This is a genomic window from Paenibacillus sp. UNC496MF (assembly GCF_900113915.1).
Classification (GTDB): domain Bacteria; phylum Bacillota; class Bacilli; order Paenibacillales; family Paenibacillaceae; genus Paenibacillus_Z; species Paenibacillus_Z artemisiicola.
On the sequence record NZ_FORE01000015.1, the window covers coordinates 21,049 to 35,382 of the forward strand.

The following is a 14,334-nucleotide window of genomic DNA, read 5'->3' on the forward strand; positions in this document are numbered from 1 at the left end:
CGTGATGCCAACTTGGATTTTGTTAAGAATGCCTGTTTCGACGTTACCAGCTAAAGTGCTTTTTTCGGCCCAGCGTATCGGTAATATCGATCGTCAGATTGCGGATGCTCCACCGTCCGCGTTCGTAAGCATGGCCTTGGTCGTCAACGAATTTTGCCAGCGGCACGCTGGATTTGCCGGCGGTCATCATCGCCGCTTCATAGGTGTACTTGTCGTCAATGGTAAGCTTGGCATGGAACCAGACGAATCCGGTTTCGTTTTGGACAATCAGATGGTTGTTCGTAACGGCAATGTCGGCAATCGGAATCGAGCTTTTCGGAGCAGGGACGCATCCGGTCAGCAAGATGGCCAGAAACACGATCAGCGAGCAGGATGCAACGTCCCTGATGCCGGGTTTTCTAATGCAAGTCTGCAGGTTTGTCCGCATTATTGACGTTCCTCTCCATTGGATTCGACAGACAGGCCGAGGTCGAAAAACAGATTGGGCGCGCCGGGATGGCCGCGGTGGACTTCAACGGCAATTTCATTGGTCCCCTTCACGAGCTTGTTTAAATGGGCCTTGAGATCGATTCTCCGATAAGAGGCAAAGTCGTTCGGAATGGCGAGCGAGGATTCGGTTAGGACCCCGGTCAGGATGGCGTCCCGCGAGACTTCCTGACCGTTCAGATAGACAACGTAACCGTCCTCGTAGGCGATGTGCAGGATTAATCCCGACAACTTCTCCGGATCGCCATTCAATTCAAACGTCTTGCGAAAATAATACGTCGGGGATGCGACGGTTTCCAGGTTGGTTTGAATCGAGCTCTGCCGTTCCTTGTTATTCGTATAGCCTAAAGCAGCTCTGCCGGTCTTCCAGCCGGAATCGTCGTAATCCGGACTGCGCCAATCGTAATCCGGCAGGGGAACCGGTTCCGTGCGCGACGTCTCAATGATCGGACCTTCTCCCACCAAGTCCACGCCATCCGGGATGGCGAATTTGATCGAATCGTCGCCGGCGTGATAATGCCATAAGGATTGAATGCCCACGAGCGGAATTTCTTCTTTTTCCTTCAACGTGGCAAGGTCCCGCGAAGCCAGATTATCCGCGTTCAGTTCCAGCTGATCCAATGGCTGTCCTTCTTCGTTCTCCGCTTTAATGGTCAACGCGGTTTCATTCGCTTCCATTTCCGTAAGAAAAGGCTTCTCCTTCATATCGGACAAGCCCCAAATGTCCCAGTCCTCATAATCGGAGGGGCGATAATCGGAAGGCTCTTGGGATACGCCTACATGAAGCGCGTAGACGGTATCGCGGATGAAGACCGCGCTTATTCCGGCTGTCCGGAGCGCCTTCCACACCTCGGGAAGTTTCGGATCTTCGCTTAGCCATGCAAGGGCGAAGGTTTGCTTGTTATCATTCATCGTCTTGCGGATCCATTCCAATTGGGTGTCTCCCGGCTCTTGTAACCGACCGGCGTTCAGGAAGAAGAGCTTGGCGTTCCCTTGCTTAATCGCGTAAACGGATTTCCCGTAACCCGGAAGCGTCTCGGTAGGCACATGAGGATACGCTTGGTCGAACTTCTGCTCCGTCGTCGAACCGTCATAGATGGGGTACAACTGGAACGACCGCGCTTCCGGATGACCCTCCATCAACCGGTTGGACGCGGCAAAATACGAGATGTCCCGGAAGTGCTTGATCCAATCTCCGATTTCCCCGTCCTGCTGGCTGAAGTATCCGAACCGAAACGTCGCGGAGGACGAAGCGGATGACTTGAAGCCCTCCATGGGTACCTTTGTCCAATAGAAGGAACAGAACAGAACCGCGATTAACGCGAGCAGCGATAACGAAAGTTTATATTTGTAAAGAATCGCCATAAGCTTACCCCTCTCCTCCCGGTAACGTGTTCGGCAGGGTAGGCCACCACAGAATGGCGTGGTAGACGGTCGGCCAGAGAATGATGAGATTGGCGATAAAGGCAACCGCAAATCCGATCGTCCAAGGCTTCAGCTTGACTTCTGCCCGGCCGAGCGTCCAGTGGAGGATCGCCCATGTACCCAACCAGACGACCAGTCCCGCCGTTTCTTTGCCGGTGTAGGGACCGATGGCCCACCAAGAGGGGATCCAGGAACCCCATTTCAGCAGAGTCGGATTCGCGTGGAGCGGATTGTAATAGCTCCATAAGTGACAGAGCGTCGTCGCTGCGATGCCGAGCCATACGGAAAGCAGAACGGCGGCGATTTCACCGGTTTTTCGTGGTTTGGATTCCTTCACTGTTTTCTCTCCCTATCGACCATGTTGAAGATCATACCATTTTCAGTTTCGTCAAGCCGAATCCGAATGCAAGTCCGAGCAGTAAACAGATCCAGAATAGCGTGATCAGTAAAGCGATGATGCCGCTAACGGCCGAGCCCGCTTCGAGCTCATGGCGAAACCGGCGCAATAACACGGCTGCGGCGATTCCCAAGGGGAGCGGGTACAGCGAGACGAATTCTTTGTATTCCATCACGACTAGATGGGCTTCGGGGCTGCGGTACATCAGCCACTGCTGGGGACCGTCCGGTCCTCGGTAAGCAATGTAAAGCCAATTGCCGAGAATGATCGTAATCAGAACCAGGATGTTGGTAAGCCAGAGCACCCGTTCCAGGGTGACCGCGGCCCCTTTCTTGCCTCGCAGCATGGGATAGGTCAAATGAAGGACTTGGCAGCTCATGATCACGGTGATGGTCGCGCCTAGCCCGTGCAGGACGGCTTCCAGCTTATGATTGCTGAATCCGATGACATTAAACAAAGGGATCGATAAAAAAAGCAGGGCGGCTGCGCTCGCTTGCGTAATCGCAAGGTCTCTTGCGTTGAACATGGATTTCATCGGCAGTCCATCTCTTTCATTCGGGATTAGGATGTCGATTATTGTAGAGAAGAATAATCAGGAGAATGTTAAGGCTAGTTTAGGAAATTGCAAATGCTGCTGAACGTATCCGGTTTTTATTGCCGGGGCGAAACGGCTTGGCTGCTTAAAATTAGCTTCATATAACGTTTACTTACTCTTAAATTTTAAAAGGATAGATTGCGAGTATAATGGCTAGGGCAGTTGGTTATCGGAAATATTGTGTAATTTCCGCAATCCTTTACGCGGCACATTGAGAACGAAAGAAGCGTGCCGGCAGACTACTGGTGTGTCGATAAAAGCGGAGTAAGGAGGGAGTTCGTTAGTTTTGGATTGATCGGGGAAGAGGCCGACCGGGGGGGTTCCATGGCCGACTGCCAATGACAGAGAAGGGGATGACGAAGTGAAGGTGAAGTTAAAAGCCAAGTGGAAAAGTTTGACCTTGGTTCTATTCGTAGCTACGGTTTTGTTCACCATCGGCATTTACAACGTATCGGCTGAAAGCACGATTATTAAGGGGCCGTATCTGCTGTACGCAGGATCAAACAGCTCGATGAGCGTCCTTTGGCAGACGAGCGACAGCCAGCCGAATACGATCAAGTGGGGGAAAGACACCACGTATGCGCTGGGGGAACAGTCCGTCGCTACGTACGGTGAAGACAACCAGCATAAGTTCGACATCACCGGGTTGGAACCGGCTACCAAGTATTATTATGAGGTAGACGGTCAGGCCGGTTCGTTCGTCACGGCGCCTGCGGATGACGCGACCTCCGTGAAATTTCTCTCCTATGGCGACAGCCGTACCCAACCGGATTACCAGGAGAAGGTAGCCGACCTGGCGCGGAAGGCTTACGCCGCAGACCCGTCTTACCAGACGATTCTCCTGAACAGCGGTGACATCGCTTCGAGCGACTCCGAGAGCAATTGGACCGCCCAGTACTTCGTTCCGGAATCAGCCTACCCGCAGCTGCACGCGCTCCAAACCGAGGTGCCGATGATGGGGGCCAGGGGCAACCACGAGGGCGTAGGTTCGGTCTACGAGAAGTACTTCCCATATCCGTACGTGAACGACTTCTACTGGTCCTTCGATTACGGTCCGGTCCATATCTCCGTCCTGGACGAGTATGCGGATTTTAAGCCCGACTCGCCGCAGTACAATTGGCTGATCAACGATTTGGCCACCACGACCAAGCCGTGGAAAATCGTCATGGGCCATCAACCGGCCTGGGGTGCCGGTACGCATGAGAACAATACGGATCTCCAAAAATACATCCATCCCATCCTGAAGCAGTTTGGGGTGCCGCTGTATCTGAACGGACACAATCACAACTATGCCCGTGCCGAGGTCGACGGGATCGAGTACCTCACCTCCGGCGGCGGCGGCGCTCCGTCGTATGACGTGGACCCGACCTGGCCGAACATCGTCAAGGCCGACAAGTCGTACTTCCTGACCGAGTTCGATGTGAATGGGGATACGATGAACGTGACCTCCCGTCGAATCGACGGCACGGATATCGAGACCATCACGGTTCACAACACGCAAGTTCAATTGGATATTTCCAAGCTGACCATGACGGCGGACAAAGATACGTTGGAAACGGCTGTTCCCGACAGCAACGTTAAGCTCGATCTGGCTGCTGTTGACAGCAAAGATGCCAACGTGGATCTTTCCAAAGCGCTTGTAAAATATTACACGGATAAGCCGGATTATCTCTCCATTGCGGCGGACGGAACCGTGACGCTGAAGAACAAGCCTGTATTTAATGAATCCGCTCAGGTTTGGGCTGAGATCTATGACGGCAGCAAGTTGGTTACCAGTAACAAGGTGACCATTAAGATCCAAAATCCGAACGGGCTGGCCGAAGCGAAGTTGACATCGGATCGCGGTTCGTTGTCCGGCGACGCTACGGCTAAGCTGAGCTTAACGGCGAAAGACAACTTGGGAGCGGCCATGGATCTTTCTTCGGCTCAAGTGACCTACACGACGAGCCTGGAGGATATCGTGTCCATTTCCGCTGACGGCACCGTAACCGTGAAAAACCAACCTTCCCGCACGACGGCCGTGACCATTCAGGCAGCCGTTACCGTCGATGGAATAACAGTCGATAGCGATAAGGTATCCATCATTGTCGGCCCTTCGGCGGACGAAGATGCCCATGTTCTCGTAGCGCCGATCAAAGGCCAATACGACGATACGGAAGAAGGCGCGGATGGAACGTTGGATCTTGAAAGTTCCGATTTGGAAATCGTAACGGAAGATTCCAACCAACAGATCTTGCTCCGATTCGCCGAACTGGCTATTCCTAAAGGGGCGAAGATTCTTGACGCCTATATTCAATTCTCCGTCGACGAGCCCGATAAGAACGTGGATCCGTTTGACGTGAATATTTATGCGGAGGACGTTGCGAACTCGCAGCTGCAAGATCCGCCTAATGTTTCGTCGCGGATTAAGACGAAGGATCTCGTAAACTGGAAGGATGCGCCGAAGTGGGAAGTCGAACATGAAGCGGGTCCGGCCCAGCAAACGCCTAACGTGGCATCCTTGGTTCAGGAAATCGTAAATAAGGATGGATGGAATGAAGGAAATACATTGGGCTTCATTCTAACCGGCCAGGGCACCAGAACCGCCGAGTCCTTTGAGGGCGCGGGCGCCAACGCGGACCAAATTCCGCAACTCCATGTCATCTACGCAGATGCGGATACGACGCCTCCGGGCAACGGCGGCGGTACGACGCCTCCGAACAACGGCGGTACTACGCCTCCGAACAACGGCGGCACTCCGCCTCCGAACAACGGCGACAACGGCAATACGACGCCACCGGACAACGGTAACGGCGGCACGCCGGTTATTCCGGCCAACCCGTTCAAAGACATCGATTCGCATTACGATTGGGCGAAGGACGCGATCGCGGTGCTGGCCGACAAGGGCATCATCAACGGCACGACGGCCACGACCTTCGAGCCGGGCAAGCAGATCACGCGAGCTGACTTCATGGAAATGCTCGTCCGCATGCTGAACCTGAAGGCGGATGTTACTTCCAACTTCAGCGACGTGAAGGCGAACGACTACTATTATCAAGCGCTTGGCATCGTCAAGGCGCTCGGCATCGCGAACGGCACGGGCGACAACAAGTTCAATCCGCGCGAGTTCATCTCGCGTCAGGACATGATGGTGCTGATGAGCCGGGCGATGGACGTCACCGGCAAGCTCGACCTGAGCGGCGCGCCGGAGGAGTTGAACGGCTTCAAGGACAAAGCGAAAATCGCGCCTTACGCGGTCGAAGCGGCTGCGCAAATGGTCAAAGCGGGCATCGTGCAAGGCAGCGATTCGGCGCTGAACCCGACGGGTCAGGCAACCCGGGCGGAAACCGCGCAAATGATCTATCATCTCTATCAGCTGCTGCAGCAAAACGGCAGCCTCTAAGCCGGTTCATCCCGAAACATAAGTAAACGTAAATGGCGGCGCGAGGAGTCTATCCTTTCGCCGCCATTGCGTTGTTGGAATGTGTTGCCTGCCGCGTAACAGGCGAGTCGCTTTACGAGACGTCAATGTGACGTTAACGTTCGGCATACATAGATTTCATAAAATAAACAGGTACGCGGTAAATGGATTCAGCCTGGTCTGCGTATTGCGAGAAGGCAAGGACCGCATCCTAACATGAAGAAGAAAAGAGTGCATCGTATGCGTATACAAGGATTCAAGAAATTAGCCGCACTGATCTTGGGAATCGCACTGCTGCTTTTCGGAGTTACCCCCGTTTTTGCTCACGACATGTATCTCGGGAGTTCCAAATGGGCTTTTGGCAAGGATCGTATTTTGTCCACGATCGAGTTCGACCCCGGTTTATTTCAGCAATTAAAAGGGATTAAGGAACTCGGGTATGATCTGGACCATCTCACCGATGATCAGCTCCATGACCTGACAACCAAAGTCATCCAACCCTATATCGACGAGAAGCTATCGGTTTCCATTAACGGCCGCGCCTATCCGGAACAGGTAGTTAAAATAGAACGGGAAGGGACATTGTGGAAAATTTGGCTGAAGATAAGCGATCTGAATTTTAATTGGCAAGAAAACCAGGTGAGCATTGCGTATCATCTTCTATTTGAAGAAACCGGAAATCAGCATGTGAATATTGGCTATGTTTATTATACCGATGCCGATGACGATTCCGTGCAGGCGGTCTTCGATAAGACCCAGCCGAATTTGCAAACTATATTCGACTCCAATCATACCGTATGGAATTTCTCGGATAAAACCGCTGCGTTCTTGTCCGACATCGCGACTTATGTCGTACTCGGCATCAAGCATATTTTAACCGGCTATGATCACATCGCGTTCTTGCTTGCTTTAATCGTCATCGGCTTATCCGTCAGGGAAGCGATAAAGATCATCACGTCGTTTACGGTGGCGCACAGCATAACGTTACTGCTGGCGGCCATGCATATCGTCAATCTGAACGCGAAATTCGTAGAAAGCGTCATTGCCCTTTCCATCTGTTATATCGCGGTGGAGAACCTGTTTTCCAAACAGGTCAATTATCGATGGCTCGTCACCTTTATGTTCGGCCTGGTTCATGGATTCGGCTTTGCCAGCGTGCTTCGGGAATATGTCGCGGACAAAGAGAATCTTGTTCGCTCGGTGGTTTCGTTTAACGTCGGCGTAGAAATCGGACAACTGTCGATCTTATTAATCGCGTTGCCCCTGCTTTACTTGATCAGGAAATGGTTCTCTCCCCGGACCGTAACCATCGTGGCTTCCGCAGCTATTTTCATGGTTGGTTTCCTCTGGTTCGTCGACCGGCTATTCAATTTGCAATGGGTACCCTTCTAAGAAAGCGGGAAGAGAGAACGCCATGAAAAAGATTAAAACGCCTTATTTCTTTGCTTTCGTCATAGGTGCGGTCTTCATGATGATTTCCGGTACGTGCACGGCTTTTGGCAGTTCCGAGGCCGATGGACAAGCTTACCGTACGAAGGCCAACCAATTCGTTGCCGCTAAAAATTATGAGCAGGCGGCGCTGGTTTTGGAAGAACTGTTGGCCAAGGACCCGAACCTGAAGGATGAGATCGTGTACAAGCAATTAACCCATATCTACGATGATTACCTATTTGATTTTGATCAGGCATTGACCTTGTATCAGACGTATCTCGACCGTTTTCCGAGCGGTACGTTCGCGAACGACTTTCGGGACAGAATGACGTATCTCGAGGAGAGGCGCTCTGAATGGCAAGCCTTGCGGGATTTTAGAAGCGTTCAGTTGGAAGAGGACAAGCGTTCCGATCAAGACAAGCTGGCGAAAGTGGAAGCCATTCTTTCCAAGAATGAAAACGCATTGATTGCGCCCGAAATGCATCTCTACTTGGCTAATCAATATTTTGAAGACGCCGAATATCAAGCCGCTAGCGAGCATGTGGAAAACGATATCAACAGCTTTGGCAAGGCCGGGATGACAGACCCTGCGGACCAAGCCTTGGCCCTGCGTTTATATGCCGACATTCTCGTGAAGCAACATCATTATAACAAGGCCATTCGAGCCCTGGACCAGGCTATGACTCTCGCGAGTCCGGAAGAACGGTTTAATTATGCCGTGAAAAAAAACGAGATTATGAATCACAGGAACATGGCGATTGGCTTTATGGGTTGTCTTGCTTATTATCTAGCCGTCGTTCTCTTGCTGTTTCCGTCCCACTATCGGGGGGATTTCCGTGTAAGTCCGTACTTCGAGCGACTTGCCAGGCCGATTTCCCTGCTTGCCCTGGCTTCACTAGTCCCTATTCTTGTCCTGAAGATCAGGGAGGAGCCGGAAGCGGACCCGCGGTTTTTCTTATGGCTGTTGGGCTTATCGATCTTTTCCATACTCGTGATCAAGCTTCTTGCTCCGCTGTCGCGCATAACCGGCAGATTGGTTTTCATCTCGGTGAGCGGTTTGCATATGGCGGCTGCTTTGTTCATGGCGTATTACCTGACGATTTATAGCGGAAGGAAGATCATCCTAAACACTGCAATAGAGGCAGATCGAGATCCTTTGACGTCCACGTTCGTCATCTTATTGTGGAGCTCGGCTATTGCAAGTTTATTCATCTATATGGCGTATAGCTTTGGTTATGCAACACGTAAGGCGAAATAACGGCGCATTTCACATTTTAGGAGGGGTTCGTAGTAATGATTTCCGCTTTTATTTCGTTTTTCAGATTAGGCGTGGAACATATTTTAACCGGTTATGACCACCTATTGTTTATTTTCTCGCTGTTAATCGCAAGGCAAACGATTAAACAATATGCCGCGGTGATTACGGCCTTTACCATTGCGCACTGTTTAACCTTGACCTTGACGGTGCTCGACATTATCAATGTACCGGCTAGTATCGTTGAACCCGCGATTGCGCTTAGCATTTGCTATGTTGCCATTGAAAATATATTCAGAAAAGACGTGAAGAAACGCTGGATGATTACGTTTGTATTCGGTTTGATCCACGGAATGGGGTTCGCCGATTTGTTGAAAGGCATGGATCTGGCCCGAAACTATCTGGCCTTTAATATTTTTAGTTTCAATTTAGGCATCGAGGTTGCGCAGTTAGGGATTCTCGCGATCCTGCTGCCGCTGCTCTTCGTGATTCATAAATGGAAGTTTTCAGTCCGAGTCGTCAATATCTGTTCGGCGATCGCTTTTGTATTAGGCGGCTTGTGGTTAACCGAAAGGATCTTCTTCTAAACACCTGCCTCTCAATGCGTCTCATAGGCGTGGGGCATGGCTGCCTTCCTAGGCATTTGTGCTCAATTATGGATGAGAAGGGCAAATTTACGTTTTCATTACTTCCTCATGAACAACCATAAACAAAACTGAATTATTCTAGTATTGCATGCAAATGAAAAGAAAGAAGCGTGAGTAAAGTTGAAACATAAGCCGTTTATATCCACTATGATTGCGCTAACGATGTTGTTTAGTCTCGCTAACGGTGCATGGGCTGCGTCTAATTCGCAACCTGGCGACAGCTTGAAACCGGTAAAGCAGGATAATCACGGACAGTCCAAAAAAATAACGCCTTTGGGGTTTTCGTCTAACGTAAGAGCGTCGGACACGTTTTCGTTCAAGACATCGTCAACGAGCGATCTATTGAATCTGACAAACGGCAGTGTTCCGCCATATCTTTCAATCAGTGACGGAGACGATAATATCGATTTGTCCGATGCCAAAATCAGTGCACTCAAAGGCATAGACGGGATAGCGTATTCGATCACGAATTTGCCGGCGGTTGACCGTGCCAAATCCTACACGCTGCAAATTCGCCATGCTTCGATATCGCTTAAAAAGGTTGCCTTCAAGCCGCAAAGTTCTTCCAACACCGATCTTAGAGCGCTGAATAACGCCATTCACCTATCAAACATCGACAACGCGCATCGCACGATTGATATGCTCCCTCAATCTCATGTTGAACACTTGCTTGCCGAAATTGACGCAACCGACCCTTCGATTCAACGTTATTCGGTTACGGATCGTTCGGGGGCCGAAAAAAAGCCGGCCGATGAAATCGTAAATCACGACATATTAACCGTCGTTGCGGAAGATGGAACGTCCAAAGCGTTTACCATCCAACTATCCACGTTGAAGGCCGACCTGCAGCAATATACAGTCGGTCAAACGCAAGATATACGATTAGAATATTCGATTAATAAAACCACGCCAGAAAGAAAATATTTATACGGGACGCTAACCTTTCATTTGCCGGATGGCATAACGGCTTCCTCTACGGATACGTTCGATTTAATCGGCCGCGGTTTCGTACAACTCAATGATGCGGCTATCGCTTCTGCAAAAGATTATAACCATTCGGGAAGAAACTGGGTTAGAGATATGAATTCGAATGAGGATTTACGAACCAAAGTGGCCATCACGGACGGCGGAAAAACGGTTTCCATCAAGGACACGGATTTTAGCGCATACAATGGCGTTGACGTTACGCTTGTTCTGAAAAACAAAAGAATTCCGAGCCGAGGCGGAACGTTCCGTGCGACTTTTAGCGGCAAGGCTTATTCGGGAACGCCTCGCGAAGCGGATTATACGGAAACGGGGACGGCAAACTTCAATGTCGCTTCTACCGTAACCCATCTAGTCAGAAAAGCTGCCGATGTCTCCTATAACACCCCGACAACGGTCGTACTGGAAGCCGATTCCATCAATAAGCAAGCAAGCGTCTATGCAAGTTTAGACAAAGGTTTAACTTGGGTGAATACGGGAACAGATTTCAAAGCGCAACAAGCCATCCTGTCGAACCTGTTGCCGGAGACCAATTATTCTTTTAAGCTGGTAACATCCGATGGAAGTTCCAACATGGTGAGCTATTATTCAGGTCAATACGATGTCACGAACTTTGGTGCCGTTGCTGACGCAACCGTATCGGAAAGCGCGGGCGACATTGTTCACTATACCGGAACGGATAATGCTGCCGCCATAAATGCAGCGATTGTCGCGGCAAGCAAAAATGGCGGCGGAACGGTTTATTTCCGAGGAGACTCGAATTTTGCTTCGAACAGCATCCATTTAAGAAGCAACGTCTATTTATATTTTGACAAAAACGCCCAACTGATCGCCTTGGACAAGATCGACGCCAGAGAAGCTCCTTTAAATTATCCTTTCGCTTTGGGGCAGGATGACGGTCATGGTTACTGGGAAGACGCCCTTATGTGGGGCGTTCGCGTAGAGAACATTAAAATTATCGGGAATTCGGCCAAGATTTACGGGAATATGAATTTATATACGGGCTATAGCGATCCTTACGTTCCTGGTAACGGAACGAAAACCATCTCGTTCAAACTGTCGAAAGATATCGTGGTTGGCGGAGCGGATGAGGAGCATGGTTTAACCATTGAACAAGGCGGCTGGTTCTCGATACTAACCACTGGCTGCGATAACATTCGGGTTCAAAATATCGTTCTGCCCGACTCTACTTCCGGTCGCCAAAGAGACACCTTCAACTTTATGCAAGATAACGACGCATCCGCTTATAACGTGACGACGTTGAAATCCAGTAATGACGTCGCAAAATTAGGAAGCGATTTTTCGTTAGGATTTATTAGACACGTTTCTAATATCGCGATTGAAAAAATCGTTGCCGGCGACATCGCTGGCGGAAACGTGTTCCAGTTAGGCTCGGAAACGGTTGGGGATATGGCGAATATCACCGCCAAAAATTTATCGCTGACCACCAATGCCAACAAGACCGGCGTGGCCATCTGGGTCAACGACGGTTCAAACGTAAGCAACGTCACCTTTTCGGATTTGCATTTGGAAAACACATCCGGCGGCATTGCTTTCGGCGTATCTCCTCGTTTTGAAGGTGCCGGGTTTGACGAAGACGGAAGTCTTCAAACAGCGAGGCTGCCGCTTGGGATACGAAGACCCGGTTCGATATCCAATGTAACGGTCGATGGGGCTGTGTTATCCAAGAACGCCGGAGGAGACGGAGCGTTCCCGATCGTGATTCAAGGCTATAAACGTTTTCCAAGCACCGGAGCGGCGGGCCAAGTCGACGTTGGATCGGTTGGAACCATCGTAGATGGAGAAACGTATCCCGTTCGCAATATCACGATTAAGAATCTTGATCTCACGGCGTCCTTTAATCCTGCCAAACCTGCTTCCAAGCCGGTTCTATCCAACACGACGGAAGTGATCGCCGAAGCTAAAAACGGGGGGAACTATCGAACATCGTCCTATTCGAATGCGAGTTCATTCCCTGCCTATGGCATACTCATGAAATATGTCGATCATGTCACGATTCAAGACAGTTCCATCCAATATGAAGACGCGTTAAGAAATGACCGTTATGCGATTGTCGTGGATAACGGAACGGACGTTGATCTGAATAACCTCACGATTCTGCAAGGCGGGTTAATCGGCAGCGCCGTACAAGTTAGAGGGACGTCAAGTTATCATTTCAGCAATATCGCGATTAAAACGTTCAATAAACTGTATCCAACCCAAACGCCGACCGTGTATCCCGACGCAAACGGCAGTACCGCTTTTGATAGTTCCAAACAAGCAAATTTATCGCAATCCTACGTTTTCCCGAGCGTTGTCGCTGACAAAGCCGTGGATATCGCCTATACCAGCACGCATATTAACGCCATTTCAGACCATGCGATCGATATTAAAGCCGGAACTACGGTCGGAAACGTTCTAGACGAGATTATATCGCTCGCTGGCGTCCAAACGATTTCGGTTGTCGATGGTAGTGATCGCGCGGTTGATTCAACCGAAGCGATTACAACCGATTATCGTCTTAAAGTGATTTCAGCCGATGGAACAAAAACCACGATCTTGCCGTTCTCGATCGATGATGCCGTTACTTCCGGCACAGCTGTAGATCGCGTTTTCCTGCATGAAGCCGCGTAAACGCAAGGAAAACCTCTGAGAGTTAATTAAAGTTATGATTGTGTTGCTATAAAAATAATCGCAATGAGGTGAGGACAATGAAAAAAACAAAAATAGATACGTCCTATCCTCATATTGCTTTTAAGTGATTTATTACGTGTACCTTTGGCTCTGAGGGTGGGATTCACTCTTAGGGCTTTTCATTTTGGTCAAGAAGCGTTCAAGATTCCTTGCCGGTCAATGACAGCCGCTTTCAGAGTGGCTGTCATTTTTAGGCCAACAGGGCGGTAAAGGGTAGCGGTTTTATTTGGAAATTGGTCGGAGAACTCAGTTGGATGGGGCTAGCGCGCGACCGGTTCTAGGGCAGAGAGAACCACGCTGCCAATCGCCAGAAGCGCAACTAATGGGACACCGAAGTTCAATGCACACAAATGCAACTGGTGGGCAGGTTAGCGCAACAATTCCGTTTGACTAACGTCAAATAATGGGAGACGGAAAATGCTATAAAGTGGAGGCCTTACTATGAACTCCAATATAAAACGAATGATTGTAGTGATTTCAATCTGATTTTAATGACTTGCTCTTTAGGCTTCACACCTCAAAGTAAAGGCATAAGGGTCGATATAGCAAAAAAACTTATGGGAACGAGATATCAAGACGAAACCTGGATTCTTAGAGGCACAGATAAGAGGGATGAGTCAATAAAAGAATTTGAAGCAAAGTATTTGATGCCTTCTTCAGTCGACTCGAGCGGAATCGTTGGAGGGGAGAAAGCTTATTCTAACGCTACTTCAGGGGAACAAAGAGTAAGTCGGCTGCCGTCGTTATGCTAACGGACAGTTTACTGGAATCAAGCTGACTAAAGTTTCACTTCATAAATGACTGTCAGGAATTCATTAATCCGAATCAAGATCTTCTGGTACAAGTCGGCATAATTAATGCATTTGTATATTGTCCTATTATTATAGGAGTAATACTTATCATTAGTGGCATAGTTATGTTCACTGTCATTTTTAATCACTGGACTAAAAAGTATATATAGCACACTGTTCAACTAACGGGATACGGTAGCTCAACAGTCAAAATTGAAGGCAGTCGAAC

At 49.7% G+C, this 14,334-nt stretch carries 9 protein-coding genes; 5 read left to right on the forward strand and 4 right to left on the reverse strand.

Annotated features, from left to right (window positions below; all coding sequences use genetic code 11):
• Positions 1-43: 43 nt before the first annotated feature.
• The 4 genes from BMZ79_RS25295 to BMZ79_RS25310 all read right to left on the reverse strand — a co-directional run bounded on the left by BMZ79_RS25295 (position 44) and on the right by BMZ79_RS25310 (position 2,843).
• Complete coding sequence (locus tag BMZ79_RS25295) at positions 44-427, reverse strand: hypothetical protein (RefSeq protein ID WP_090645646.1); 384 nt, start codon at positions 425-427, stop codon at positions 44-46.
• Entirely contained in the window at positions 427-1,626 is a 1,200-nt protein-coding gene (locus tag BMZ79_RS25300; RefSeq protein WP_218154784.1) for a hypothetical protein, read from the reverse strand. The genes BMZ79_RS25295 and BMZ79_RS25300 overlap by 1 nt, the downstream gene beginning before the upstream one ends.
• A 229-nt stretch (positions 1,627-1,855) precedes the next feature.
• A complete protein-coding gene (locus tag BMZ79_RS25305) occupies positions 1,856-2,248 on the reverse strand; it encodes a hypothetical protein (RefSeq protein ID WP_090645651.1) in 393 nt (130 codons plus the stop codon).
• A 31-nt stretch (positions 2,249-2,279) separates the two neighbouring features.
• On the reverse strand, positions 2,280-2,843 hold the full coding sequence (locus BMZ79_RS25310) for a hypothetical protein (protein ID WP_090645654.1): 564 nt from the start codon (positions 2,841-2,843) through the stop codon (positions 2,280-2,282).
• A gap of 427 nt (positions 2,844-3,270) precedes the next feature.
• On the opposite strand from BMZ79_RS25310, the gene BMZ79_RS25315 reads away from it, so the two are divergent.
• The 5 genes from BMZ79_RS25315 (at position 3,271) to BMZ79_RS25335 (ending at position 13,254) form a co-directional block, all read left to right on the forward strand.
• Entirely contained in the window at positions 3,271-6,285 is a 3,015-nt protein-coding gene (locus BMZ79_RS25315; RefSeq protein WP_256253140.1) for an S-layer homology domain-containing protein, read from the forward strand.
• Positions 6,286-6,519: 234 nt separating this feature from the next.
• Positions 6,520-7,695 (forward strand): HupE/UreJ family protein, encoded by a 1,176-nt coding sequence (locus tag BMZ79_RS25320; protein ID WP_090645659.1) that lies wholly within the window; start codon positions 6,520-6,522, stop codon positions 7,693-7,695.
• A 22-nt stretch (positions 7,696-7,717) separates the two neighbouring features.
• Positions 7,718-8,992, forward strand: coding sequence for a tetratricopeptide repeat protein (locus tag BMZ79_RS25325; RefSeq protein ID WP_090645662.1), 1,275 nt, complete (start codon positions 7,718-7,720; stop codon positions 8,990-8,992).
• Between the two features lie 35 nt (positions 8,993-9,027).
• Positions 9,028-9,576, forward strand: a complete 549-nt coding sequence (locus BMZ79_RS25330; protein WP_090645665.1) for a HupE/UreJ family protein — start codon at positions 9,028-9,030, stop codon at positions 9,574-9,576.
• A gap of 207 nt (positions 9,577-9,783) precedes the next feature.
• Positions 9,784-13,254 carry a hypothetical protein gene (locus BMZ79_RS25335; protein WP_218154785.1) on the forward strand — a complete coding sequence of 1,157 codons (3,471 nt, stop codon included), beginning with the start codon at positions 9,784-9,786 and terminating at the stop codon, positions 13,252-13,254.
• The last annotated feature ends 1,080 nt before the right edge of the window (positions 13,255-14,334 follow it).